Annotated in this window: 22 protein-coding genes; 5 read left to right on the top strand and 17 right to left on the bottom strand. The window is 62.2% G+C overall.

Annotated features, from left to right (window positions below):
* Positions 1–82: 82 nt before the first annotated feature.
* Together NKJ94_RS09050 and NKJ94_RS09045 are read right to left on the bottom strand one after the other, a co-directional pair.
* Positions 83–1,996 (bottom strand): potassium transporter Kup, encoded by a 1,914-nt coding sequence (locus NKJ94_RS09050; RefSeq protein WP_352524408.1) that lies wholly within the window; start codon positions 1,994–1,996, stop codon positions 83–85.
* Positions 1,997–2,074: 78 nt separating this feature from the next.
* Positions 2,075–2,833, bottom strand: coding sequence for a pyridoxine 5'-phosphate synthase (locus tag NKJ94_RS09045; RefSeq protein WP_352524407.1), 759 nt, complete (start codon positions 2,831–2,833; stop codon positions 2,075–2,077).
* A gap of 115 nt (positions 2,834–2,948) precedes the next feature.
* Between NKJ94_RS09045 and NKJ94_RS09040 the strand changes: the two genes are divergently transcribed.
* On the top strand, positions 2,949–3,353 hold the full coding sequence (locus tag NKJ94_RS09040; RefSeq protein WP_352524406.1) for a SpoIIAA family protein: 405 nt from the start codon (positions 2,949–2,951) through the stop codon (positions 3,351–3,353).
* Between the two features lie 19 nt (positions 3,354–3,372).
* On the opposite strand, the gene NKJ94_RS09035 is transcribed toward NKJ94_RS09040, so the two are convergent.
* From NKJ94_RS09035 to NKJ94_RS08990, 10 genes are all read right to left on the bottom strand, one after another.
* Complete coding sequence (locus NKJ94_RS09035; RefSeq protein WP_352524405.1) at positions 3,373–4,500, bottom strand: ATP-dependent DNA helicase; 1,128 nt, start codon at positions 4,498–4,500, stop codon at positions 3,373–3,375.
* A gap of 146 nt (positions 4,501–4,646) precedes the next feature.
* Complete coding sequence (locus NKJ94_RS09030; RefSeq protein WP_502904187.1) at positions 4,647–5,030, bottom strand: nitrile hydratase accessory protein; 384 nt, start codon at positions 5,028–5,030, stop codon at positions 4,647–4,649.
* On the bottom strand, positions 4,999–5,658 hold the full coding sequence (gene nthB / locus NKJ94_RS09025) for a nitrile hydratase subunit beta (RefSeq protein ID WP_352524403.1): 660 nt from the start codon (positions 5,656–5,658) through the stop codon (positions 4,999–5,001). The genes NKJ94_RS09030 and nthB overlap by 32 nt, the downstream gene beginning before the upstream one ends.
* Positions 5,655–6,260: a nitrile hydratase subunit alpha gene (gene nthA / locus NKJ94_RS09020; protein WP_352524401.1), complete on the bottom strand. Its 606-nt coding sequence runs from the start codon at positions 6,258–6,260 to the stop codon at positions 5,655–5,657. Before nthA ends, nthB begins: the two co-directional genes overlap by 4 nt.
* 56 nt (positions 6,261–6,316) lie before the next feature.
* Positions 6,317–9,481, bottom strand: a complete 3,165-nt coding sequence (locus NKJ94_RS09015; RefSeq protein ID WP_352524399.1) for an efflux RND transporter permease subunit — start codon at positions 9,479–9,481, stop codon at positions 6,317–6,319.
* The gene (locus NKJ94_RS09010; protein ID WP_352524398.1) at positions 9,478–10,728 is read right to left on the bottom strand and encodes an efflux RND transporter periplasmic adaptor subunit; all 1,251 of its coding nucleotides are present in this window, start codon (positions 10,726–10,728) and stop codon (positions 9,478–9,480) included. The genes NKJ94_RS09015 and NKJ94_RS09010 overlap by 4 nt, the downstream gene beginning before the upstream one ends.
* 168 nt (positions 10,729–10,896) lie before the next feature.
* Positions 10,897–11,493: a LysE family translocator gene (locus NKJ94_RS09005; RefSeq protein ID WP_352524397.1), complete on the bottom strand. Its 597-nt coding sequence runs from the start codon at positions 11,491–11,493 to the stop codon at positions 10,897–10,899.
* A 187-nt stretch (positions 11,494–11,680) separates the two neighbouring features.
* Entirely contained in the window at positions 11,681–12,253 is a 573-nt protein-coding gene (gene ilvN / locus NKJ94_RS09000) for an acetolactate synthase small subunit (RefSeq protein WP_023676680.1), read from the bottom strand.
* 66 nt (positions 12,254–12,319) lie between these two features.
* Positions 12,320–14,101: an acetolactate synthase 3 large subunit gene (locus NKJ94_RS08995; RefSeq protein WP_352524396.1), complete on the bottom strand. Its 1,782-nt coding sequence runs from the start codon at positions 14,099–14,101 to the stop codon at positions 12,320–12,322.
* Between the two features lie 293 nt (positions 14,102–14,394).
* A complete protein-coding gene (locus tag NKJ94_RS08990) occupies positions 14,395–14,664 on the bottom strand; it encodes a PcfJ domain-containing protein (RefSeq protein ID WP_352524395.1) in 270 nt (89 codons plus the stop codon).
* Positions 14,665–15,933: 1,269 nt separating this feature from the next.
* Here NKJ94_RS08990 and NKJ94_RS08985 point away from each other — a divergent pair.
* Positions 15,934–17,736 carry an NAD(P)-binding domain-containing protein gene (locus tag NKJ94_RS08985; protein ID WP_352524394.1) on the top strand — a complete coding sequence of 601 codons (1,803 nt, stop codon included), beginning with the start codon at positions 15,934–15,936 and terminating at the stop codon, positions 17,734–17,736.
* A gap of 12 nt (positions 17,737–17,748) precedes the next feature.
* Here the strand turns inward: NKJ94_RS08985 and NKJ94_RS08980 are convergent, their stop codons facing one another.
* The 3 genes from NKJ94_RS08980 to NKJ94_RS08970 form a co-directional block, all read right to left on the bottom strand.
* A complete protein-coding gene (locus NKJ94_RS08980) occupies positions 17,749–18,276 on the bottom strand; it encodes a GNAT family N-acetyltransferase (RefSeq protein ID WP_352524392.1) in 528 nt (175 codons plus the stop codon).
* A 69-nt stretch (positions 18,277–18,345) separates the two neighbouring features.
* Positions 18,346–18,654: a hypothetical protein gene (locus NKJ94_RS08975; protein ID WP_352524481.1), complete on the bottom strand. Its 309-nt coding sequence runs from the start codon at positions 18,652–18,654 to the stop codon at positions 18,346–18,348.
* Between the two features lie 2 nt (positions 18,655–18,656).
* Positions 18,657–19,223, bottom strand: a complete 567-nt coding sequence (locus tag NKJ94_RS08970) for a helix-turn-helix domain-containing protein (RefSeq protein WP_352524391.1) — start codon at positions 19,221–19,223, stop codon at positions 18,657–18,659.
* A 153-nt stretch (positions 19,224–19,376) separates the two neighbouring features.
* Between NKJ94_RS08970 and NKJ94_RS08965 the strand changes: the two genes are divergently transcribed.
* Positions 19,377–21,206, top strand: a complete 1,830-nt coding sequence (locus tag NKJ94_RS08965; protein ID WP_352524390.1) for an ATP-binding protein — start codon at positions 19,377–19,379, stop codon at positions 21,204–21,206.
* Between the two features lie 215 nt (positions 21,207–21,421).
* Here the strand turns inward: NKJ94_RS08965 and NKJ94_RS08960 are convergent, their stop codons facing one another.
* Both NKJ94_RS08960 and miaA read right to left on the bottom strand, forming a co-directional pair.
* The gene (locus NKJ94_RS08960; RefSeq protein ID WP_352524389.1) at positions 21,422–22,216 is read right to left on the bottom strand and encodes a GGDEF domain-containing protein; all 795 of its coding nucleotides are present in this window, start codon (positions 22,214–22,216) and stop codon (positions 21,422–21,424) included.
* 104 nt (positions 22,217–22,320) lie between these two features.
* Positions 22,321–23,313, bottom strand: coding sequence for a tRNA (adenosine(37)-N6)-dimethylallyltransferase MiaA (miaA, locus tag NKJ94_RS08955; RefSeq protein ID WP_352524480.1), 993 nt, complete (start codon positions 23,311–23,313; stop codon positions 22,321–22,323).
* Here miaA and serB point away from each other — a divergent pair.
* Entirely contained in the window at positions 23,303–24,190 is an 888-nt protein-coding gene (gene serB, locus NKJ94_RS08950) for a phosphoserine phosphatase SerB (RefSeq protein WP_352524388.1), read from the top strand. The genes miaA and serB overlap by 11 nt on opposite strands.
* Entirely contained in the window at positions 24,187–24,759 is a 573-nt protein-coding gene (locus tag NKJ94_RS08945; protein ID WP_352524387.1) for a GNAT family N-acetyltransferase, read from the top strand. Before serB ends, NKJ94_RS08945 begins: the two co-directional genes overlap by 4 nt.
* Positions 24,760–24,779 lie beyond the last annotated feature (20 nt).

Raw genomic sequence — 24,779 nt, 5'->3', positions numbered from 1 at the left:
CCGTGTCGGTATTGCGAGTCTTCCCGGCTTGGCAGCTCGATCCCTATCGGCAGACTGCCTGGAACGTTGCAACAGGCACGTTCTAGATCGCCACCTGAGTTCCGATCTCAACCACGCGTCCGGTCGGGATCTGGAAATATTCCGTCGCATCGGCCGCCGAGCGCGCCAGCCCGATGAACAGCTTGTCCTGCCAGACCGGCATGCCGGAATTGGGCGATGCCTTGAGCGAGCGTCGCGACAGGAAGAAGGATGTCGTCATGATGTCGAACTTCCAGCCCTGCTTGCGGCAGATCGCCAGCGCGCGCGGGATGTTGGGCTGCTCCATGTAGCCGAAGGTCAGCGTCACCCGCATGAACAGCTCGTTGACGGTCTCCATCTTGACGCGCTCGCTGTCGGGCACGACAGGCTGCGGTGCCGTCACCACCGAAAGGATGACGTTCTGCTCGTGCAGCACCTTGTAGTGCTTCAGGCTGTGCATCAGCGCGGTCGGCGCACTCAGCGGATCGCTGGTCAGGAACACCGCGGTGCCCGACACCAAATGCGGCTTCTTCTTCAGCAGATTGCCAGCAAGGAAATCCAGCGGGATCTCGTTCCGGCGGGTCTTGTCGAACAAATAGCGCGTGCCGCGGATCCATGTGGACATGATCAGCCCCATGCCGCAAGCGACCGTGATCGACACCCACCCGCCTTCGAGGATCTTCACGACGTTTGCGAGGAAAAATCCGGTATCGATCGTGCCAAACACCAGTGTGAGCGCGGCCGCCAGTGCAAGCTGCCATTTCCACCGGAACCGCATCACGACGAACAGCAGGATGGTCGTCATAAGCATTTCGCCAGTGACCGAAATGCCGTAGGCGGAAGCCAGCGAACTCGAACTGCCAAAGCCGACGACCAGCAACATCACGCCCAGCGCGACCACCAGATTGACCCGCGGCATGTAGATCTGGCCGGACTGCATCTCGGAAGTATGCTGCACCTCGATGCGCGGCAGCAGATTGAGCTGCACCGCCTGGCGCGTCAGCGAGAACGCGCCGGAGATCACCGCCTGGCTGGCGATCACCGTCGCTGCCGTAGCCAGCCCAACCATGGGCATCAGGGCCCAATCAGGCAGCATCTGGAAAAATGGATTGGTGGGTTTGCCGCCGTTGGCCAGAACGAACGCGCCTTGTCCGAAATAGTTGAGGAGCAAACAAGGAAACACCACGGAAAACCATGCCAGCACGATCGGCCTGCGCCCGAAATGGCCGAGATCGACATAGAGGGCTTCGGCCCCGGTGACCGCCAGGAACACCGCCCCGACCGTGACGAAGGCACCGGTGGGCGTATTGGCAAGATAAGCGACCGCGTAATAGGGATTGATCGCCAGCAGGACCGACGGGTCGTCCAGCAGATGGTAGACCCCGGCGGCGCCGATGGCCAGGAACCACACTGCCGTCACCGGCCCGAACACGGCCGCCACCCGGCCGGTGCCGAACCGTTGCACGGCAAAGAGCATTGCCAGGATGACAAGAGTGATCGGAACGACAAAGGCTTCAAGCGTCGGAGCCACCACTTCCAGGCCCTCGACAGCCGAAAGCACGGAGATGGCCGGCGTTATGATTGCGTCGCCGAAAAAAAGCGCCGCGCCGCAAAGTCCGATCCCCAGAATGAACCGGGCTCCCTTTGGATAAGCGCTGCGCGCAAGCGCCATCAGCGACAGCGTGCCGCCCTCGCCTTTGTTGTCGGCTCTGAGCACGAAGGCGACGTATTTTATCGTGACGATGATCGTCAGCGCCCAGACGATAAGCGACAGCACGCCGAGAACATCGTTGCGCGCTACCGGTCCCGACGATGCGTGCAGCGCTTCCCGAAACGCGTAAATTGGGCTCGTGCCGATATCGCCGTAAACCACGCCCAGCGCACCCAGCATCAGAACCTTGGTGCTGTGCTGCTCGACCTTGGAGTGGCTGGATTGTTCGATGGGTTCTGCCTCGCTACCAGCGTTGGCAAGGGCCATGGACGACACTCCCATAGACGTGCGGTGCTCTATGCTGCGGGGATGGAAAGGGCGTGCTGCCATGCCGGGAACGCAGGGCTATCGGCCCGCCTCTCTCCCCCAGCCACAAGCCTTCAGAAACCGTCTGATCGTTCCGGCCATGCCATACTCCAACGCATCGGCTGTCAACCCATGTCCGATGGACACTTCGGCCAATGCCGGGATGCGCCTGGCCAGTGCCGGCAAATTGCTCACTACAAGGTCGTGCCCGGCATTGACCTGGAGCCCTGCAGCCAGTGCGGCATCCGCCGTTTTTCCCAATTTCTCCAATTCCTTCGCCGCTTTTGCCGAATCGGAATGATAGCTGCCATATGGACCCGTATAGAGTTCGATCCGGTCGGCGCCGGTGTCGCGAGCGGCTTTCACGCCATCGGGATCCGGATCGGAAAACAGCGATACGCGAAAGCCTCCCTTCTTCAGGCGCTTGACGACCGGTGTCAGGAACGCAGCCTCTGCGGTGAAGTTCCAGCCATGATCGGAAGTCGCCTGCTCCGGGTGGTCCGGCACCAGCGTCACCTGCTCCGGCTGGTGCTTTTCCACAAGCGCCAGGAAATCCTCGGTCGGATAGCCCTCGATGTTGAATTCCGCATTCGGGAACTCGTCGTCGATCAGCGCCCTGATCTGCGGCAGATCGGAATGCCTGGTGTGCCGCTCGTCGGGTCGCGGGTGCACCGTCAGCCCATGCGCGCCGGCAGCAAGGGCGATGCGTCCAAGCCCGGTCACGCTTGGCCACGGCAGGTCGCGCCGGTTGCGCAGCATGGCGATAGCATTGAGGTTGACGGAAAGCTTTGCAGGCATTTGCACGGCTCCAGGCTGATCTTGGCGCGCATCTATACCGCCTTTAACGGGAACAGACAGAGGGTTTCAGGTGTTCCAAGGTGAGCGAAGAAAATCGAGTGCAAGGAGTTCCCTGTTGAATTTTCTCGATACCGTGCCGGCGGTCCGCCGCATCGACACCGATAGCGAAGATCTCTTCGCCATCGATGTCGTCGGCCATGTCGCAGCGGCTGACGCCGAAAACCTGTTCGGATTGCTGGAGGCGGCCTACGCGCTGCATCCGAAGATCGACGTGCTGGTGCGTCTGATCGACCATGAGGGTGTCGACTGGGCCGACGTATCGGACGAGACGATCGAACAGGGCATAGCTCATGCCGTGGAGCATATCGGCCGCTGCGCGGCGGTCGGCGAACCGAACTGGATAGCGGAGGCAAGAGCCTTTTTGCCCGCTTCTTTGCCCATCGAACTCCGGCATTTCGAGGCCAAGGACGAAGCCGCTGCCTGGGAATGGCTTGGCGCCAGACCGATCGCCCAGCGCTGATACGACGGACCAGACAGCCCTATCGGACGATCGTCAGCCGTTCGGCCGCGCGCGTGATGGCGGTGTAGAGCCAACGCTGGCGGGTTTCCTTGAATGCCCAGCTTTCGTCGAAAAGCACGATCTCGTTCCATTGCGACCCTTGCGCCTTGTGCACGGTCAGCGCGTAGCCGTAATCGAAATCGTCGAAGCGCTTCTTCTGCTGCCAGGGAATATCGGCGTCGGGATCCTCGAATGCGGCTTTGAGCAGCTTGATCTTGGCGACGCCGCGATCCGGGTCATCTTCCTCCGGCGAGACCAGCAGATTGATGCCGGGCTTGACCGTCTCGCGCGACGAGGTCATCACCTTCCAAAGCGACCCATTGAGCAGCCCCTTGGCCGGATCGTTGCGCAGGCAGACCAGCTTGTCGCCGGCTTGCGGATAATCGGCGTTGAACCCCTTCAGCTCGCGCAGCCGCTGGTTATAGCGGCGGCGCGTGCGGTTGGTGCCGACCAGCACCTGGTCAGCCTTCAGCACCAATTCCTGGGTGACGTCTTCCTTGCCGATCACTTGCGCCGCGCCATAGTCGCCGCGCATGAACTCGCGGCCCTCGCGCACGTCGAGCGCCAGCCTGATGATCGGGTTATCGCGCGCCTGGCGGTGGATTTCGGTGAGCAGAATGTCCGGCTCGTGGTCGGTGAAGAAGCCGCCGCCGGAGATCGGCGGCAACTGGCCGGGATCACCGAGAACCAGGATCGGCGTGCCGAAGCTCATCAGGTCACGGCCAAGCTGCTCGTCGACCATCGAGCATTCGTCGATGACGACGAGCTTGGCCCGCGAGATCGGACTCTGCCGGTTGAGCGAAAACGTCGGCGACATCGAGGTCTTGCCGGTCACCTCGTCCGATACCGATTCCTCGCCCTTCGGCCGGTAGATCAGCGAATGGATGGTGCGGGCATTGACCGCGCCCTTGGAACGCAGCACCTGCGCCGCCTTGCCCGTGAAGGCGGCGAACTGCACCTGGCCGTCGACATGCTCGGCGAAATAGCGCGCCAGCGTCGTCTTGCCGGTGCCGGCATAGCCAAACAGCCGGAACAGCTGCGGCCTGCCGGTTTTCAGCCAGCCGGCCACCGCCTTCAGCGCCTCATCCTGTTGAGGAGAGAATTCCATCAGCGCGACAGACCGGATTCGCGAGGGAAAGACAAGGTGACTGCCATCACCATCAATTTCATCGCCGGCAATTACGCCGCTGCGACAGGGTCAGGCTATCAGCGACGAACAGGAACGTAAAGAGAACAGCATCGGGCGACGACAGCTTACCCAGCCCGCTGCGGGTCGTTCTCCAGCAGGATCGGCTTGCCATGCGGCGTAGCATGCGCGGCGCGTTCCCAGGCAGCGGCAAGGATATCGACGTCGTTCCTACCGGCAACGCCTTTGGTCGACAGCAGATTCTCCAGTGCCGCCAGCCAGTGCTCGTAGTAATCGTGACCGTCGCTCGCGGCGCCCGGCCGCTTCACCTCGGTCGACAAGGCATCCGCCCATTCGCTCCAGGAAAACAGCCCCCTGTCGTGCAGCGCCACTGTGATGGCGAAGGCTTCCGCTTGCCACGGCTCGGCAAACACCGGCGCCTCGACACCGGCGGGCAATAAGGCGGCAACTGAGTTGGTCTCACGCCGGTTCAAGATAGCTCTCCCAGGCATCGATCGACACGACAAGTGTCGGATCGGCGCCCTCGCCCCAGATTTCGCCGCCGGCGAAGGCCACCGTATAGACCCATTGCGGGTTTTCGCCCTGGCCGTGCGCATTGGTGTCGGGAAAGACAAAGCCGTCGCGCACAGCCTCGACGAGGCCTCGCTTGCCGCGTGCATAGCGCGGCAACCTGGTGTGACCGGTCGGATGAAAGTTCTTGGTTCGCACGAGGTCGCCCGCCTTGAACCGTGCCGGCGCAGCGACCGGCCGGTCGCAAGGCCCGCCTTTGGCCAGCACCGCCGGAACATCTTTAGCCTTGAGCACGCTTTTGGGTGTCGCTGCCTGGTCGACCGCGTCGCCCACGGCCAGATCGCGGTCGCTGACGAAACCATGGCGTTTGAGCAGCACCTCCAGCGCCTTGATCCAGATTTCGTAATAACTCGACGCATAGTAGTCGGCCGGGTGCAGCGATTCCCGCGCATGCCGGCTTTCGTCGATGGTCCAGGCGCCCATGGCGCCGGCGCACAAGGTCACGCCAAGCGCCCGCCTTTCCCAATCGGCATGGAAATAAGATTCGTCCTGTTCGGGCGCGACCGGCCCGAAACCCATCTGTCCGCCGAGATCCTGCGGCCCGTTCATGCCGGCTCCCGCGCCAACGCCGTGCCGATCATGGCATCGCGCGTCACCAGATCAGCGAGCCGTGCCTCATCCCAGCCCTCCGTGCCCCTGGGCCGCATAGGCACGACCAGATAGCGCAGCTCGGCGGTCGAATCCCATACCCGGATTGTCGTTGTCGCCGGCAAGGTCAGCCCGAATTCCTCGAGCACGCCGCGCGGATCGATCACTGCGCGCGAACGGTAGGGCGGCGCCTTGTACCAGACCGGCGGCAGGCCGAGAACCGACCACGGATAGCAGGAGCACAGCGTGCAGACGACGAGGTTGTGTGTGTCGGCCGTGCTGAACACCGCCTGCATGTGCTCGCCTTGTCGGCCGGTGTAGCTGAGCGATCCGATGGCGGCCGTCGCGTCGCGCTTCAGCCATTCGGCAAAGTCGGGGTCAACCCAGGCTTTTGCCACCACCTTTGCGCCGTTGCGCGGCCCGATCCTGGTTTCGTAGGTGTCGACAATGACATCGATCGCCGCCGGATCGATCAGGCCCTTGCGGGTGAGGATCGTCTCCAGCGCGCGCACGCGCGCCGCAAAAGGATCGAGTTCATTGTCGTGGTCGTGGTCGTGCGGCATGGCGTCAAATTACGATCGCGGACGCCCGGCCGCAAGCACCACGGCTTGGGCCAGCATTATTCAGCTGCCGCTTTCTGCGGCTCACCCAGCGGTTCTTCCTCATCATCGAACAGTGACGGCTGAGCGACGGTTTCGACTGAGCCCGGCTCGCCATGGCGCCCCGCCCACAGCCTAACAAGCCAACCGGAAAAATGCTCCATGTAAACGTAGATGACGGGCGTGACGAACAGCGTCAGTGCCTGCGAAGCGACGAGACCGCCGACCACCGCCACGCCGAGAGGCTGGCGCAATTCAGCGCTGGCGCCGGTGCCGAGCGCGATCGGGATGGTGCCCATCAGCGCGGCGAGCGTCGTCATCATGATCGGCCGAAAGCGCATGAGGCAGGCCTTGTGGATGGATTCGACAGGCGACATCCCCTCGCGCCTGAGTTCAAGCGCCACATCGATCATCATGATACCGTTCTTCTTGACGATGCCGATCAGCATCAGGATGCCGATCACCGCGATCACCGACAGATCCATCCCCGCCAGCCGCAATGCCACCAGCGCGCCAAGCACCGCCGACGGAAGCCCGGTCAGGATGGTGAGCGGGTGGATGAAACTCTCATAGAGCATGCCGAGCACGATATAGATGGTGAGGATCGCGCCGCCGATCAGCAGTCCCTGGTTGGAAAGCGAATCCTGAAATGTCTTCGCCGTGCCCGAGAAGGTGGTCGAGATCGTCGGCGGCATGCCGATCTTTTCCTTCAGCGCATTGATGTGGCTCACGCTGTCGCCGAGGGCCACGCCTTGCGGCAGATTGTAGGAGATGGTCACAGCCGGAAGCTGGCCGAGCTGATTGACGGTCAAAGCGCCGGCGGTCCGATCGACACGGGCGAAGGCACCGAGCGGCACCAGGCTGCCGCTCGCCGTTCTCACCTTGATGGCCAGCATCCGCTCGGGCGACCACTCGATCTTCGGATCGAGTTCCATGATCACGTCGTAGCTGTCGGCCGAGCCGAAGATGGTCGACACCTGCTGGGTGCCGAAACCGCCATAGAGGCTGGAGCGCAATGTGTCGGTATCGATGCCGAGGTTCGCCGCCTTGTCGCGGTCGATTACCAGCGTCGCCTGTAGCGCGTTGTTCTGCAGATCATTGGTGACATCGGTGAAGGCGGCATGATCGGCGGCCATTGCGTCTGTGAGCTTTTGCGCCCAGACGTTCGTCAGGCCGGTATCGAGGCCTTGCACGGCAAGCTGGTAGGCGCTCGCCGAAGAGCGCGCGCCGAGTCGCAGGTTCTGCACCGGCTGCATGTAGGTTTCGATGCCGGGCACACTGGCAAGCTGGCGCCGCAGATCCGAAAGCACCTTGTCGATGTTCGGCCGCTGGTCCTTGTCTTTCAGCTGCACGAAGAGCTGGCCCTGGTTGAGCGCATTGTTTCCACTGCCCGCCGACCAGCCGACATGCGCGACATAGGGCGAATGGGTGAAGACGTCTGCCACTTGCCCCTGCAGCTTCACCATGGCGTCGAAGGAAATGTCCTGACGCGCGATGGTCGTCACAGAGACCTGGCCGATATCCTCCTGCGGGAAGAAGCCCTTCGGCGATATCTGGATCAGCCAGACCGACAGCCCGGCGGTCACAAGGAAGACAAGGAAAACCAGGAAATTGTGGCGCAGGCAGAATGTCAGCAGCCAGTCATAGCCCCGCATGAAGAAGTTTTGTCTGTGGTCCTCGCCATGCGCTGCTTCTCGCTCGGCTTTCGATAACGACAACAGCCGCGAGCACAGCATCGGCGTCAGCGTCAGCGAGACAAACATCGACGCCAGAATGGCGACCGTCACCACCACCGCGAACTCGTTGAAGATGCGCCCGATCACGCCGCCCATCAAAAGCACGGGAATGAACACAGCCACCAGCGAGATCGAGATCGATATGATGGTGAAGCCGATTTCGCGGGCGCCCTTGAGCGACGCCTCCATTGCCGAGAGCCCGTCCTCCTCCATATGGCGGAAAATATTTTCCAGCATGACGATGGCATCGTCGACGACAAGGCCGACCGCCAGCGTCAGTCCCATCAGCGAGATGTTGTCGATGGAAAACCCGAACAGGTACATCACGCCCAGCGTGGCGATGAGCGAAATCGGTACCGCCACCGCCGGAATGACCGTCGCCGTCACCCGGCGCAGGAACAGGAAGATCACCATCACCACCAGCGCGATGGTGAGCAGCAGCGTGAACTGCACATCGTCGACCGCCTCGCGGATCGACGTCGAGCGATCGTTGAGCAACTGGATGCTCGCCGCCGCCGGCATCTGACCCTCGAAGGAAGGAAGCATCGCCTTGACGCGATCGACAACGTCGACGGTGTTGGCATCCGGCTGGCGCTGCACCGCCATGATGATGGCGCGGGTGCCGTCGTACCAGCTTGCCGTTGTCGTGGTCTCGACCGAATCGATGACGCGGGTCACCTCACCGAGCCGCACCGGGTGGCCGTTCTTGGTGGCGATGATGATGTTGGAGAACCCTGCCGCGTTGGTCAGCTGCGTGTTCGCGGTGATGGTCAGCTGCTGTTTGTTGTTCTTGAGCACGCCGAGCGGCGTGTTGCTGTTGGCCGAGGCAATGGCCGTCTGCAGCTGGTCGATCGAGATGCCGCGTGCGGCGAGCGCCGTCGGATCGATCTGGACGCGCACGGCATATTTTTGCTGGCCAAAAATTGAAACCTGCGCAACGCCGTCGATCGTCGACAGCGACGGCGAGATCACATTCTCGGCAAATGCATCGAGATCGGTCAGCGGAATGGTGTCGCTGACCAGGGACATCAGCAAGATCGGCGCGTCGGCTGGATTGACCTTGCGATAGCTCGGCGGGCTGGTCATCTCCGGCGGCAATTGCCGTTGCGTGCGTGCGATCGCCGCCTGCACATCGGCGGCGGCTGCATCGATGTCGCGGTTGAGCACGAACTGAATGGCGATCGAGGTCGAGCCGAGCGAATTGGTCGTCGAGATCGAATCGATGCCGGCGATGGTGGCAAACTGCTTGATCAGCGGCGTTGCCACCGAGGTCGCCATGGTTTCCGGCGAGGCCCCAGGCAGCGAGGCCGAGACGTTGACCACCGGAAACTCGGCACTTGGCAGTGCCGCCACCGGCAGGAATTTGTAAGCAAACAGCCCGCCCAGCACCAGGGCGAAGGACATGAGCAGCGTGGCGACGGGCCTGCGGATGCAGAATTCGGAAATCATGGCCGCGTCCCGTCCGCTTTGTCAGCCTCGGCGACCTTCGGAGCCGCGTGATCGCCGGTGCCGGTCGAAGTCTTGCCTTCGCGCACTGCCGCGCCGTTCTTCAGTCTGGTCTGGCCCTCGACGACGACACGCTCGCCGCTTTTCAATCCTTGGCTGATCGCGCTGTTGGCGCCTTCTGTTAGCGCGACCTGCACAGGCCGCATTTCCACTGTATTGTCCGGCTTGATCACATAGACGAACGGACCCTTCTGGCTGGGCTGGACGGCAACCGTCGGAACGGACGTCATTTGCGGCATGATGCCGGCATCGAGCACGACATTGACATATTGGCCCGGCCACAGCGAAAGATCGGCGTTCGGCACGCTGGCCCGCGTTGCGATCGTGCCGGAGGCCGTGTCTACGCTGGAATCGACGAAATCCAGCGTTCCCCTGCCGATTGGCTTCGGGTCGCCATCCCTGGTCAGCGTCACCGCACCTTGCTGCGGTGCCGCCAGCGCCTTGTGCAGCAAGGCAAGGTCGCTTTCGGGGAGATTGAAGTTCACCTGCAGCGGATCGACCTGCGTGATCGTCACCAGCGGGGTCGACGTGCTGCTGCCGTTGCTGGTGGTGACGAGGTCGCCGACCGCGACGCTGACCGCGCCAAGCCTGCCGGAAATCGGCGCCTTGATCGTCGCAAAGCCAAGCTGGACCTCGTCCGCATCGATCGTCGCCTTGTCGGCGTCGACGGTGGCCGCGGCGGATTTTTGCGCCGCGACGGCCTGATCATAGGTCTGCTGTGTTCCGGCTTGCCTGGCGACGAGATTTTTGGCGCGCTGAAGATCGGCCGTGGCGCTGGCAAGCAGCGCCTGGTCTTTTGCGAGCGTCGCCTGATCGCGTGCCAGTTGCGCCTTCAACGAGCGATCGTCCAGCGAGAACAGAAGGTCGCCGGCTTTCACCATCTGTCCGTCCTTCACCGCAATCGCAACGATCTGGCTCGAGACCCGCGCGTTGATGCTGACCACCGCGGGAGACGATATAAAGCCGATGGCATAGCGCCGGACCGGGAAATCGGCCGTTGAAGCAGTGGCGGCGACCACCGAGGTCGAGCGAGCAGCATTTGCCGCTGCGGCGGGTTTGTCTGCCGTCGCCGTCGTCTGCTTCGCCGACAGCATCTGCTGAAGACCGCTCATTGCGGTGGGCGAAAGATAGAGCCACGCCGCGGCAACGCAGGCTGCAGCAATCACCGCAAATACGATCTTTCCGCGCATCGACAAAAGGCCTCTCGATCCGACACGCCGTTATCCGGTGGTCGCAGTCTAGCTCAACTCGCAGCCTCTTGCCGCGATTTTGCCAGATAATAGAGGATGCCGAAGGCGAAAAAGGGCCAAAAGCCGTCATTACGAAGATTTAATGTGCAGTGCACAATAAAACGGCAGCTAGCGCAGCATCGGCCACAGCGTCGCCGCAAGCGTCACGCCCATGGCGATGTTGAACCATTTGAGCCGCACCGCATCCGCCAGAAAACCGCGCAGCGCCATGCCGAAACCGGCCCAGCTCGAAATGCTCGGCAGCATGACGACGGCGAAAGCGGCCGAGATCAGTACCACGGACACAAACGGACGATTCGGGTTGGTGTAGACGGCCATGGCGGTGATCGCCATGACCCAGGCCTTGGGATTGACCCACTGAAACGCCGCCGCCTCGATGAAGCGCATTGGCGGGCCCTTCGCCTCGCCTTCGCCGCCGAGCGAGCGCGACATGGCAATCTTCCAGGCGAGATAAAGCAGGTAGAGGCCGCCGGCGATCTTCAATCCGGTATGCAGCATTGGAAAGGCCGTCAGCACCGCGCCAAGCCCGAAGCCTACGGCCAGCAACAGGACGAGGAACCCGATGCCGATGCCCAGCATATGCGGAATCGTTTTGACGAAGCCGAAATTCACACCGGAAGCCAGAAGCATGAAATTGTTCGGACCCGGCGTGACCGAGGTCACGAAGGCATAGACCAGAAGAGCAAGGAATGCATCCAGCGTCATAGCTTCCTCCCAATTAAGTCAGCACTATTGTCCTTTTACGACCGTCGCGCAAAAGCCACTCCAGGCGCGCAGCCGGGCCAGGCGATCGCATTGCGACGGAACAGATATGCGGCGCCAGATCATCTTGCAGCCGAGTGGAATCACTTGGCGCCGCAGAAACGCGGCTAAAGCAACTGGATACTGCGAGCTACATCCCTTGCGGGCCGCGGTTCATCGCCGCCACCCCGGTGCGGCAGATTTCGACGAGGCCGAGCGGCTTCATGATGGCGATGAACTGATCGAGCTTGGAGCCCTTTCCGGTGATCTCGAAGATGAAATGCTCGGTGTTGGCGTCGATGACGCTGGCGCGGAATGCATCGGCGAGCCGGAGCGCCTCGACGCGGGCTTCGCCGGTGCCGGCAACCTTGACCAGCGCGAGTTCCCGCTCCAATGGCCGCTCCTGTCCGAATTCCTGCGACCGCACGGTGAGATCGACGACGCGGTGCACCGGCACGATGCGCTCGAGCTGGTGCTTGATCTGCTCCAGCACATGCGGCGTGCCGCGCGTCACGATGGTGATGCGCGACAGGTGTTTTTCGTGCTCGGTTTCCGAGACCGTCAGGCTCTCGATGTTGTAGCCGCGTCCGGAAAACAGGCCGATGACCCGGGCAAGCACGCCCGGCTCGTTGTCGACTAGGACCGAAAGCGTGTGGTTCTCTGGTTTTTCCGTCTCCTTGGCGATGAAATAGGCGGAGCCGGTCGGTTGCAACTGTGCGTTCATGACATGAATCTCGATTTCAAACTTTTTTGCTAATCTGCTGTTTTCGCACAGCTTCCTTGAACCAAGCTACACCAGTTCCCTGCCCTTGGCGTCGATCGCGTTGGCCACAGCCTCGTCCGTCGCCTCGTCAGGCAACAGCATCTCGTTATGCGCCTTGCCGGACGGGATCATCGGGAAGCAGTTGGCGAGCGTCGCCACGCGGCAGTCGAAGAGGACGGGCTTCTTGACCGCGATCATCTCCTTGATGGCGTCGTCAAGCTCGTCCGGCTTGTCGCAGCGAATGCCGTGGCCGCCATAGGCTTCGGCGAGCTTGACGAAATCCGGCATCGCCTCGGTGTAGGAATGCGACAGCCGGTTGCCATGCAGCAACTGCTGCCATTGCCGCACCATGCCCATATACTGGTTGTTGAGGATGAAGATCTTGATCGGCGCCTCGTGCTGCACCGCCGCGCTCATCTCCTGCATCGTCATCTGCACCGAGGCGTCGCCGGCGATATCGATAACAAGCGCGTCGGGATGGGCGATCTGCACGCCGAGCGCCGCCGGCAGGCCGTAGCCCATCGTGCCCAGTCCGCCGGAGGTCATCCAGCGGTTCGGCTTCTCGAAATGGTAGTGCTGCGCCGCCCACATCTGGTGCTGGCCGACCTCGGTGGTGATATAGGTGTCGAGGTCCTTGGTCAGCGCATAGAGCCGCTGGACGGCATATTGCGGCATGATCACCTCGTGGTTCATCTTATAGGCGAGCGAATCGCGGGCGCGCCATTTGGCGATCTGCTCCCACCACGGGTGAAGTGCCTTCTTGTCGGCCTTGGCGGTTGCCCGCCACAGCCGCACCAGATCCTCCAGCACACGCCCGACATCGCCGATGATCGGCACGTCGGTATGGACGTTCTTGTTGATCGACGACGGGTCGATGTCGATGTGGATCTTCTTCGAATTCGGCGAAAACGCCGTCAGCCGCCCGGTGATGCGGTCGTCGAAGCGCGCGCCGATGCAGAGCATGACGTCGCAATCGTGCATCGCCATGTTCGCTTCATACGTGCCGTGCATGCCGAGCATGCCCATCCAGTTCTTGCCCGATGCCGGATAGGCGCCGAGGCCCATCAGCGTCGAGGTGATCGGAAAGCCGGTGAGGTCGACCAGCTCGCGCAGCAAATGGCTCGCCTCCGGGCCGGAATTGATGACGCCGCCGCCCGAATAGATGATCGGCTTCCTGGCGCCGGCCATCAGCTCGACCGCCGCCTTGATCTTCTCCAGGTCGCCCTGAACCTTCGGCTGGTAGCTGGTGCGCGGCGCCGTCTGCGGCGGGACATAGATGCCCTTGGCGAACTGAACGTCCTTCGGGATGTCGACGACGACCGGACCGGGGCGCCCTGTGGTTGCCACATGGAATGCCTCGTGGATCGTTGCCGCGAGCTCGTTGACGTCCTTCACCAGCCAGTTGTGCTTGGTGCAGGGCCGCGTGATGCCGACCGTGTCGCATTCCTGGAACGCATCCGAGCCGATCAGCGAAGTCGGCACCTGGCCGGTCAGGCAGACCAGCGGGATCGAATCCATCAGCGCGTCCTGCAATGGCGTCACCGCATTGGTGGCGCCCGGCCCGGAGGTCACCAGCATGACGCCGGCCTTGCCGGTCGAGCGCGCATAGCCTTCCGCCGCATGGCCCGCGCCCTGCTCGTGGCGGACGAGGATGTGCTCGACCTCGTCCTGTTGGAAGATTTCATCGTAAATTGGGAGAACCGCGCCGCCCGGATAGCCGAAAACATGCTTGACGCCATTGTCCTTCAGCGCCTGCACCACCATTTCGGCGCCTGTCATTTCGCGCCGCTCACTCTGTCCACTGCTCATCGGTCTGGTCCCGTACTGTTCGCCATCTGGCGATTGCTGGTCGTTTAGTCGTGTTTCGGGCAATAAAAAAGGCCCCCGAGGGAGCCTGTGTCTTGCGCATGGGAGGTCATCGCCCGGCGGTTACACCGCCTTGCCCACGCGCTTTCCTACGAGAATGAGTGCCTTTTTCATGGTCGCGGACCATAGAATTGGTTTGATGGCGCTGTCAACGGTGAATATGCGCTTGGCCTGACGTCGGCACATTCGCTCATTGGGCAACCCGCGCGGCACTTCCGCCGCGCGGGGTCTTCGTTTCAGGCCATGAGCACCACGCCTCTCGCCTTGGCCCAGCGCTCGACGATCTTGCGCTCCTCGAGCGAAGCGAGACGATTGCCGAAACCGCGCACCTGCACCGCACGGTTTTGCGGGTCGAGTTCGATCGTCAGCATCCGCTCGATCTTGCCGAGCGCTGTGCGCCGCAGCACCCAGATCGAGGCATTGCCGGCGATGCATTTGGCCGCGTACATCGAGACGCAATGATGCATCGCTCGGCTCTCGGCGACCAGATCTTCGGCTGTCTTCAACTGACGGACGAAGAAATGCTCGCCATGCTGCCTTTGCCTCCTTGGTCGACGGCTGCCAGTCCCAGTCATCGAGGCGCGAGCCATCCCAGGCGCGGCCCTGCGACTGCATTCCGGCAGTATGTGGAGCCCGCCCGGCAGCGCGGCGGCGCATCGCCTCGATGCGTTCGATCGCGGCGATATCGCGATGCCATTCCACCATGTGCCGACGCAGTGAGGCGAGCGTGCGACCCTTCAGGCTGTACGCTGCACGGCGCTGGTGCATGGCGCCGATATAGTCGCACAAATCGTCGATCTCCTCCTTCGACGCAGGTTGTGCGCAGAAGAACCGCGCCACCTCGCGCCAGAAGGCCAGATCGTTACGTGGCGTGCGCGCGATTTTCGACTTGGCAAGTCGGGCCGCCAACCCGGAATCATCCGTGTAGGACCGGGCGATCGCCACCCAAAATGCCTCGTCGAAGGTCAAATCGCCGGACAAGTTCAGGAAGCAATGCACCTCCTTGCGGGACAGCCATGCACTGGCGCCCGCCTTGTAGAGCGAGTCACCACGCGCTACTGCGATATACCAAGCCTTGCGGAGCGCAATCTCGCTTTGGACGCCATAGGGCGCCGTCGCGGATCGCCATCCTGGCAAAGCACGGACGTGCCTCGTCAAGCGCCCGCTCGAAATCTGGAGCGGGACGCGCGACGGGAAAAACCCGCCGCAGCGTTACTGCATATGCTTCAATACGTTCGCGCTCGGCGTCCTGCCTGCGCTGGATCATGGACTTTGCCATGGCCGTTCTTCCTGATTGGAACCCCGTCAGCCGCACGCAATTCCAGCGTCGGCACGGAATGTGTCGATCTGGATTGCCGGGTCATTGACAGGTCTCCTTTCGGGACGACGGGTTAGAATGGGCGGCTTCTCTAAGCTCGCGGCAAATTTGACGCAAGAGCCTTTCTTTCAATATTTACAATGACCGTGCGTAGTGTTGCAAAGACGCATCTCTAGTCTTCAGACAGCTAGGACTATCGGCGAGAGCCTCAACTTCCCATCGTTTCAGCGGTCCGGACACGCCGGAGCTGACCGTCGTCGGCGCGCCCGAGATATGGGGCCGAATGATTCGCTGCGGCACGGATGATCTCCTGCCAAGTCAACAACTACTGTGATAAACCATTGAAACCACGCCAAACTATTTGACGACGTGACGCCGCGCACATTTTGCCGCGATACTTCGGCCAACCGGGCTGGGAGGGTCCGGTGACGCCACAGGACTTACGGGAGGAAATTTGATGCTCGACAAGGCCCCAGCCAAGAAACTGTCCGACCTGCTCGATCAATTCGGCGCAGCACTTGCCGCCGGCGATATCGACAGAGCGGTCGAATGCTTTCAGGAAGATTGTTACTGGCGCGACCTGGTGACCTTTACCTGGAACATCAAGACCATGGAGGGCCGCGATCAGGTGCGCGAAATGCTGGTCAGCCAGTTGACGAAGACGAAACCTTCGACCTGGAGGATCGCCGCCGGCGAGGACGCCAGCGAGGACGGCGGGGTGCTGGAAGGCTGGATCAGCTTCGAAACCGAAGTAGCGCGCGGCTTTGGGCACATCAGGCTGAAGGAAGGAAAGATTTGGACGCTGCTGACCAGCATGGTCGAGTTGAAGGGTCATGAGGAACCCGCCGGCTTCGCCCGGCCGCTGGGCGCCAAGCATGGCCACGGCAAGAACCGTCCGACCTGGAAGGAAGAGCGCGAAAGAGAGGCCGCTGAGCTCGGCTTCAAGACGCAGCCCTACACACTGATCATCGGCGGCGGCCAAGGCGGAATTGCACTCGGCGCCCGCCTCAGGCAGCTCGGCGTGCCGACCATCATCGTCGAGAAGAACGAGCGTGCCGGCGACAGCTGGCGCAAGCGCTACAAGTCGCTCTGCCTGCACGACCCGGTCTGGTACGACCATCTGCCCTACATCGACTTCCCCCGGAATTGGCCGGTCTTCTCACCCAAGGACAAGATCGGTGACTGGCTGGAAATGTACACCAAGGTCATGGAGCTGAACTATTGGTCCTCCACCGAGGCCAGGAGCGCCACCTATGATGATGAGAAGAAGGAATGGACCGTCATCGTCCATCGCGACGGCAAGGACATCGTCCTGAAGCCCAGGCAATTGGTGCTGGCCACGGGACAGTCCGGCAAGGCCAATATGCCGAAATTCAAGGGTATGGAAAATTTCCAGGGCGATCAGCACCATTCCTCGAAACACCCAGGCTCCGATGCCTATGTCGGCAAAAGCGCAGTCGTGATCGGCTCGAACAATTCAGCCCACGATATCGCCGCGGCACTTTGGGAAGCCGGCGCCGATGTCACCATGGTACAGCGCTCGACCACCCATATCGTCAAATCCGACACGCTGATGGAAATCGGGCTGGGTTCGCTCTACTCGGAAAAAGCCGTGCAAAGCGGCATGACCACAGCAAAGGCCGACCTCGTCTTTGCCTCGCTACCCTACAAGATCCTGCACGAGTTCCAGATCCCGGCCTACGCTGAGATGAAGAAGCGCGACGCCGACTTCTACAAAGGGCTGGAGAAGGCCGGCTTCATGCTCGACTGGGGTGACGACGATTCCGGCCTGTTCATGAAATATCTCAGGCGCGGCTCGGGCTACTACATCGACGTCGGCGCATCCGACCTGATCATCGACGGTTCGATCAAGCTGAAAAGCGGCGTCGAAGTGACGGAGATCAAGGAGCATTCCATCCTGCTCAGCGATGGTTCGGAACTGCCGGCCGACCTCATCGTCTACGCCACCGGCTATGGCTCGATGAATGGCTGGGCGGCCGACCTGATCTCAAGGGAAGTCGCCGACAAGGTTGGCAAATGCTGGGGCCTCGGCTCCAACACCACCAAGGATCCAGGCCCGTGGGAAGGCGAATTGCGCAATATGTGGAAGCCGACGCAGCAGGAAGCGCTCTGGTTCCATGGCGGTAATTTGCATCAGTCACGCCACTATTCGCAGTTCCTGTCGCTGCAACTGAAGGCGCGGCATGAAGGTATCGCGACACCGGTCTACGGCCTGCAGCAGGTGCATCACCAGGGGTAGAAATTCAGGCCATCACCGAGATTGGCCGATGCGCTTCCAGTAGATGAGCGTACCGGTCAGCCCACCGTGCGGCTTCAGCGCGTAGTCCGGTATTTCGCCGGCCAGCGTGAAGCCGAGCTTCTCATAGAGACCGGAAGCCCCCTCCTCCTTTGCCGTGTCCAGGACCAGCAGCGTGCGGCCTTTCTCCACGGCAAGGGCTTCGGCCGCCTCCATGAGGCGGGTTGCGACGCCCTTGCCGCGATAATCGACGCGGGTCATCAGCTTGGCGATCTCGGCCCGGTGCGGCTGGTTGGGGGGGCAGTCGAGCAGTAATGTGACGGTGCCGATTAGAGCCTCGCCGTTCCAGGCCCCCAGCACCGCCCTTTCGCCTCTGGCGGCCGCCTCGAACGACTTGTTCCAGAAGGCTGCGGCCATTTCCGGCGCCAGCGGATGCATGAAGCTGACCGATCCGCCGGCGGCAACCGTCCCGATCAGCAAATCGACCATTATTTTTTGCGTGCCGGCAGTATTGGTGAGCAGGTTGATTTCGATTGAATTCATGTGGTCTTTCTTATCCACGACGGAAATGGTTCCAACCTGAGCGGCAGCGTAACCCGCACGCGCCACCCATCAGTCGAAGTGACTGGTCCGCTTCCGCTTCCTGGCCCGGCGGATTTCCGCGATGCGCTCGGCGTCTTCCTCTTGCAGATGTCGCCCGCGCTCCAGCAGCTCGAGCGTATATTCCTCATAGGTCAGGCCCAGCCGCTCGGCCCTGTCCAGCCGCATCAGCATGATATCGCGGCTTGGCGCCGTCCACGCCTGGGCATGAGCGGCCCGCCAGGCAAGAAAGACATAGGGGTCGCTCTTGCCCCAGGGCGGACCGTCATAGTCGTCGAGCGGCGGACCGCCATTGTCGGAGCGTTTCGGACGTCGTGCCATCATCAGCTCCTGGCCAACGCAACCAGATACTCGGCGGCGTCCGGCCCCGGAGAGTGGAAAACGCAATCGGATGGCGCGCCGAGTGCCAGGCAGTCGCCGGGTTCGAGCCTGTGGACGACGCCGCCCTCGGTGAATTCCAGCCGTCCGGAAATCAGCCAGATCTGCTGCCGGATGAAGGCGTAGGATGCCGCCGGAAAACTCACCTTGGCGCCCGCTGGCAACTGGACCCGTATCAGTTCGAGCGGCATGTCCGAAACCGGCGAAAGATGCCGCCGGATATAGCCCGTGGCCGGATCGCGCCAGACTGGCTGGTCCCTTTCACGAAGCAGGCCGCCGCCCTGCAATTCCGCCCGTGCGATCAGGGTGGAAAGCGTCATGCCGAAGGCCACCGCAATGCGCACGAGGAGTGCCGCAGTCGGGCTCGTCATGCCGCGCTCTATCGTGCTCAGCATGGCTTTCGAGACATCGGACCGCTCCGCCAATTCCGCCAGCGACCAACCGCGAGCCACCCTTTCGGCGTGTATCCTTCTGCCGATAGTGGAGGAGATATCGTTCGCTATATCGTTCATTCATCCAATATATCGAAATTCTGCCGTCGAGCAAAGGGCCGTTTGGTCCAGTTTTCGCGAACTCCTTAATGTCCGCTACACCATCCAGCCTCACCCCACCTTAACCCCGTTCGGCTAGGCTCATCCTTTGGGAAAAAGGGGATCGGCCTGTCCATGCTCGTTGAACGCGAAGCCTCCATTGGAGAACCGACTTTGCTGGAGCGCCGCAGGGCGGAGCAGAACGACAAGCGGATCCTGGGCAATGTCGTGCAATGCGACGGCGCCCGCGCCACCATCAGCGCCTACGCCGATGATGTCGAAGGCACGGTCACCGGTCTGTGGAGCGTCGGCAAGATGATCTCGATCAATCTCGGCACATCACGAACCGTCGGCCTGGTTTATGAGATCGGCAAATCGGATCGTGCCTGGAGCAGCGAGGGCCAGAATCCGATCGAGGTCAGTATCGAACTGATCGGCGAGGTGCGCGATGGCGCCGAACCCGGCGCGAAGCCGGTCTTCGACCGAGGCATCACAACCTATCCGCATATCGGCGCCATTGCCCATCGTATCCGCAGCCGCGACCTGCAGGCCGTCTACGATCTCGCCGGACGTCACTCGATAACCATCGGCACGCTGTCGCAGGACGAGGCCATCGACGCCAATATTGCCATCGACGATACGCTGGCGCGCCATTTCGCCATTGTCGGCACCACCGGAGTCGGCAAATCGACCGCCGTGTCGCTGCTTTTGCGCAAGTCGATCGCCGCTCGGCCCGAGCTGCGCGTGCTGATCCTCGATCCACACAACGAGTTCGCCGCGTCGTTGCCCGAATATTGCGTCCGGATCGATTCGACGACGCTCGACCTGCCCTTCTGGATGTTCAAACTCGAGGAATTTGCCGAGGTGCTGTTTCGCGGCCGCGAGACGGTCCCGGAAGAGGTCGACGCCTTGCGCGACCTCATTCCCGCGGCCAAGAACCTCTACCGCAATCCGAACTCCGGCAACTACCTGCGGCGCAGCACCGACGCGCTGACCGCCGACGCGCCGGTGCCCTATCGCATTGCCGACCTCATCAAGCTGGTCGACGAGCGCATGGGATTGCTGGAAAGCAAGAACGACCGCCCGACCCTCAGGTCACTGAAGACACGTATCGAATCGGCGGCATCCGATCCGCGTTACCGTTTCATGTTCAATTCGCGCCTGATCGAGGACACCATCCACGAGACGATCGGCAACATTTTCCGCGTGCCGCATCACGGCCGCCCGGTCACCTGCTTCGAAATGGCCGGCATGCCGTCCGAGGTGGTCAATTCCGTGTGCTCGGTGCTGGCGCGGCTGGCCTTCGACCTGGCGTTGTGGAGCGAAGGCCGCTTGCGGCTGCTCTTCCTGTGCGAGGAAGCGCACCGCTATATGCCGGCCGATCCGCGCCTCGGTTTCGCGCCGACGCGGCACGCGCTGTCGCGCATCGCCAAGGAAGGCCGCAAATATGGCTGCTATCTCGGCGTCGTCACCCAGCGCCCTGGCGAGCTCGACCCGACCATACTGTCGCAGTGCTCGACGTTCTTCGCCATGCGGCTCGCCAACGAGCAGGACCAGGCGATCATCCGCTCGGCGATCGCCGATTCCTCGGCTTCGACGCTGGCGTTCCTGTCTTCGATGGGCCAGCGTGAGGCCATTGCCTTCGGAGAAGGCGTGGCGACGACGATGCGGATGAAGTTCGAAAAGCTCTCCGAGGATTTGATCCCCGGCACGGCCAAGCGCGAGGATGCCTTGCCGTCCGAAACCGGCAACGAGGTCGACCTTGTTGCGATCGTCGAACGGCTGCGCAACGTGCCGAAACCACAACAGGCAATGCCGTTCGCGGAAGTCGTCGATTCGGGCCGGCAGGCCGGCGATTCCGACTATCGCAAACCGCCGGCCGCACGCAGCCAGCGGGACGACGATTTCGATCTGCGTTACGGCCTCAAGCCGGCGACCTTCGGGCTACGCCCGCAAAACGATTGAGCCGACCAGCTTCTAGCCTGTGAGGCCAAAGGCTTCCGAAGTTAAACCATTGTCACCCAGGAAACCGGGGCAAATCCCGGAAGGGAATTCATCAGGCCGGATCGAATGACGTGGCTTTTGAGAACCCGGAGCGGAGTGGACATTTGAGTCCATGAGCACCGGAAGTCGAGAAAGCTGCGTCAGTCGGCCGGCCTCATGAATTCTTCTCCGGGATTTCAGGCGCAGACGCGGTTGCGGCCCTGCCTCTTTGCCTCGTAAAGCTGGCGATCGGCGCGACGATAGAACTCCTCGGCGGTCTCCTTGCGGTCCCAGACGGCAAGTCCGACGCTGGTGGTGATTTTCAGTCGGACATTGCCGGTCAGCACCGACATGTTGGCGATCGCCTTGCGGATGCGCTCGGCGAATTTGGACAGCAGCTCGGCGTCCATATTGGGCGTGACCACCGCGAACTCCTCGCCGCCCAGGCGCGCCACCACATCGTGATAGCGTGTCATGTCCTTGAGACAATTGGCGACGGCCCGCAACACCTCGTCGCCGACATCGTGGCCGTGGCTGTCGTTGACCTGTTTGAAATGGTCGAGGTCGAGGATCATCAGCCCGACTGGCTTCTCGATGCGGCGGAACTCTTCGAGATATTCCTTCAGCGCATCGTCGAAATAGCGCCGGTTCTGCATGCCGGTGAGGCTGTCGGTCAGCGCCGCATGCTCCAGCGTCTCCGAGCGCGCGCTGAGCGAAACCGTCATGGCGCGCAGCTTGCCCTCCTCCGTCGCCTGCTTTCGGATCAGCGGATAGATGAAGAAAATGCCGAAGAACAGCGCAGTCGCCAGCAGCACGCCGGTCGCAAACAGCAGCTTGTTGAGATAGACGATCTCATCGAGTTTGGAAGGCGTATTGCTAACGTCGGCCGCCAAGGCTTGCAGGAGCCCATAGGCGTGAAGCGTCACCAGGCCGGCGGCCAGGATCACGAAAATAAAGACGAAAAACGCTGACTCCGCCTTGTGGAAACGCATCTGCTCCCCGTTGGAAAGTTCCCACCGACCTTATGGCATGCGGGACCTTACGGACAGTTAACCTGGACAACTTCAACGCGAAGTGCCCTTTCGATGTCGACTTTTCAGGTTGCGCTCGAAGGAGGGGGTGAGATCGTCGAGTCGATCCCCTCACCAGGACGCAAACTCTGCCATTCCGGGCCCAATTGGTGCCTGAACCAGGTTGCCTGCCGCTTTGCATATTGCCGCGTCGCGATCTTCGCGCGCTCGATGGCCTCGGGAAAACTCGTGGCGCCGGCCAGCGCGGCCTGGAGCTCGCGAACACCGATCGCCTTCATCGCTGGCAGGTCGGGATCGAGGCCGAGGGCAGAAAGCTGTTTCACCTCGTCAAGGGCGCCCTTGTCCAGCATGCGGTCGAACCGGGCATCGATCCGCTCCACCAGCGCCGCCCGCTCCGGCTCGATGACGAAGAAGCGCGCGCTGCTCCTGTCGATCAACGGCCGGCCACGCGCAGCCTGCCAGTCCAGGATGGAACGGCCCGATGCGTCGAGCACCTCCAGCGCCCGCACGATGCGCTGGCTGTCGGTCGGCTTCAGCATCATGCCGGCCGCCGAATCCTCGCGCAGCAGGATGCGATGCAATCTCACCGCGCCCTGTTCCTGGAGCTCATAGCGCCAGCGCTCGCGGATCGATTTCGGAATGTCGGGCATCTCCGAGATACCTTCCGCGAGCGCCCGGAAATAAAGCCCGGTACCGCCGACGAAAATCGCCGGTCCTTCGGAGAACGTGCCACCCAGCCGCCCCGAAAGCGCGCCGTCGTCGATCAGCTTCATGACGTCGCGCAGCCAGGCGCCGGTGGAATAGGCGGTGGACGGATCGACGTGTCCATAGAGAAAGTGGGGGACGCGTGCGAGTTCGGCAGGACCCGGCCGCGCCGTCAGCACGTCGAGCACCGAATAGCCTTGCATGGAATCGGCGTTGACAATGACACCGCCATTGCGCTCGGCGAGGTCGAGTGCGAGTGCCGACTTGCCGCTGGCGGTCGGCCCGGCTATCAGGATCGCGTTCTTCACGCGGCCTTCGCCCGCCTGCCCGCTGGAATTTTCGATGCCGCTGATCGCCACGCTTGTATCCCATCCCGCCGGCCGCGCATTGTCGCCGGCGCTAGCGAATATGGCGTCGGGGTCTGTCGGCGCAAGCGCTGTTCGCTGGTTGGCCGAAGGCGTCGCCTGCGAGTTCGTTTTGCCGGAGACCGCCGAAGCCTCCGAAATGACCGCCGGCCTGCGTGCCGCGCTCGCTTCCGAACCGATCGACGTGGTCGTCCAGCCGGCAGAAAACAGGCGCAAGAAGATCCTCATCGCCGACATGGATTCGACGATGATCGACCAGGAATGCATCGACGAGCTAGCCGACGAGATCGGCGTCAAGGATCGCGTCGCGGCGATCACGGCGCGATCGATGAACGGCGAGATCGCTTTCGAGCCGGCCTTGCGCGAGCGCGTGGCGCTGCTGAAAGGTCTCGATGCCGCAATTATCGACCGCATCATCGACAATCGCCTGACACTGGCCTCCGGCGGCCGCACGCTTGTCCAGACGATGGCGGCGAACGGTGCCTGGACGGCGCTGATCTCCGGTGGTTTCGACATCTTCACCACGCGCATCGCAGCACTGCTCGGCTTTCACGAAAATCGCGCCAACAGCCTTGTCGAGCAGGATCGCCGCTTCACCGGCTTGGTCGCCGAGCCCATCCTCGGCCGCGCCGCCAAGGCCGAAGCCCTTATCGAGATTTCCGCCCGCCTCGGCCTGACGCCTGCCGACGCCATTGCCGTCGGTGACGGCGCCAACGATCTCGACATGATCCGCCTTGCCGGCATCGGCGTCGCCTTGCACGCCAAGCCGGCAGTGGCGGCCGAGGCAAAGGTCCGCATCGACCATGGCGACCTTACCGCATTGCTCTATCTGCAGGGTTATCGCCGGGAAGAATTTGTCGAATGACGCCGATCCGCACCGAACGCTTGATCCTACGCAATTGGGAAGATCGCGACCGCGAGCTCTTCCATCGCATCAATTCCGAAGAGCGCGTCATGGAGTTCTTTCCGTTCCGCCGCGACCGCGCCCAGGCAGACGCCAAGATGGAGGAATTGCGCGCGGCTATCAACCGTGACGGCTTCGGCTTCGCAGCCGCCGAGATCGCCGCTACCGGCGAATGCATCGGCTTCGTCGGAATAACCGGGACCGGTCATTTGCCGTTCCTGCCTGCCGGCACGATCGAGATCGGCTGGCGCCTGGCGCCCGAATTCTGGGGCAAAGCCTATGTCACTGAAGCAGCCGAAGCCTGGCTCGCCCATGGCTTCGAAACGCTCGGCCTCGAGGAAATCGTGTCTTTCGCGGTCGAGAGCAACCGCAGGTCCATCGCCGTGATGGAGCGTATTGGCATGACCGCCGACCCGGCCTCCGATTTCGACCATCCCGGCATTCCGGCCAGCCACGCCACACTCAGGCGACATGTCTTCTACAGGCTCTCACACACAGGCTGGCAGGCAAGAAAAAAGGCGGCCCGCTAGCCGCCCTTCTCCATTAAAAT

Origin of the sequence: Mesorhizobium sp. M0060 (assembly GCF_040323155.1) — a bacterium.
GTDB lineage: Bacteria > Pseudomonadota > Alphaproteobacteria > Rhizobiales > Rhizobiaceae > Mesorhizobium.
This window is presented reverse-complemented; position numbering and strand designations above follow the sequence as displayed.

Excerpts from the sequence above, each read along its gene's own strand:
- NKJ94_RS09050 (WP_352524408.1), bottom strand. The coding sequence starts at position 1,996 with ATGGCCCTTGCCAACGCTGGTAGCGAGGCAGAACCCATCGAACAATCC.
- NKJ94_RS09045 (WP_352524407.1), bottom strand. The coding sequence starts at position 2,833 with ATGCCTGCAAAGCTTTCCGTCAACCTCAATGCTATCGCCATGCTGCGC.
- NKJ94_RS09035 (WP_352524405.1), bottom strand. The coding sequence starts at position 4,500 with ATGGAATTCTCTCCTCAACAGGATGAGGCGCTGAAGGCGGTGGCCGGC.
- NKJ94_RS09030 (WP_502904187.1), bottom strand. The coding sequence starts at position 5,030 with ATGCCTGGGAGAGCTATCTTGAACCGGCGTGAGACCAACTCAGTTGCC.
- nthB (WP_352524403.1), bottom strand. The coding sequence starts at position 5,658 with ATGAACGGGCCGCAGGATCTCGGCGGACAGATGGGTTTCGGGCCGGTC.
- nthA (WP_352524401.1), bottom strand. The coding sequence starts at position 6,260 with ATGCCGCACGACCACGACCACGACAATGAACTCGATCCTTTTGCGGCG.
- NKJ94_RS09015 (WP_352524399.1), bottom strand. The coding sequence starts at position 9,481 with ATGATTTCCGAATTCTGCATCCGCAGGCCCGTCGCCACGCTGCTCATG.
- NKJ94_RS09010 (WP_352524398.1), bottom strand. The coding sequence starts at position 10,728 with ATGCGCGGAAAGATCGTATTTGCGGTGATTGCTGCAGCCTGCGTTGCC.
- NKJ94_RS09005 (WP_352524397.1), bottom strand. The coding sequence starts at position 11,493 with ATGACGCTGGATGCATTCCTTGCTCTTCTGGTCTATGCCTTCGTGACC.
- ilvN (WP_023676680.1), bottom strand. The coding sequence starts at position 12,253 with ATGAACGCACAGTTGCAACCGACCGGCTCCGCCTATTTCATCGCCAAG.
- NKJ94_RS08995 (WP_352524396.1), bottom strand. The coding sequence starts at position 14,101 with ATGAGCAGTGGACAGAGTGAGCGGCGCGAAATGACAGGCGCCGAAATG.
- NKJ94_RS08985 (WP_352524394.1), top strand. The coding sequence starts at position 15,934 with ATGCTCGACAAGGCCCCAGCCAAGAAACTGTCCGACCTGCTCGATCAA.
- NKJ94_RS08980 (WP_352524392.1), bottom strand. The coding sequence starts at position 18,276 with ATGAATTCAATCGAAATCAACCTGCTCACCAATACTGCCGGCACGCAA.
- NKJ94_RS08975 (WP_352524481.1), bottom strand. The coding sequence starts at position 18,654 with ATGGCACGACGTCCGAAACGCTCCGACAATGGCGGTCCGCCGCTCGAC.
- NKJ94_RS08970 (WP_352524391.1), bottom strand. The coding sequence starts at position 19,223 with ATGAACGATATAGCGAACGATATCTCCTCCACTATCGGCAGAAGGATA.
- NKJ94_RS08965 (WP_352524390.1), top strand. The coding sequence starts at position 19,377 with ATGCTCGTTGAACGCGAAGCCTCCATTGGAGAACCGACTTTGCTGGAG.
- NKJ94_RS08960 (WP_352524389.1), bottom strand. The coding sequence starts at position 22,216 with ATGCGTTTCCACAAGGCGGAGTCAGCGTTTTTCGTCTTTATTTTCGTG.
- serB (WP_352524388.1), top strand. The coding sequence starts at position 23,303 with ATGCCGCTGATCGCCACGCTTGTATCCCATCCCGCCGGCCGCGCATTG.
- NKJ94_RS08945 (WP_352524387.1), top strand. The coding sequence starts at position 24,187 with ATGACGCCGATCCGCACCGAACGCTTGATCCTACGCAATTGGGAAGAT.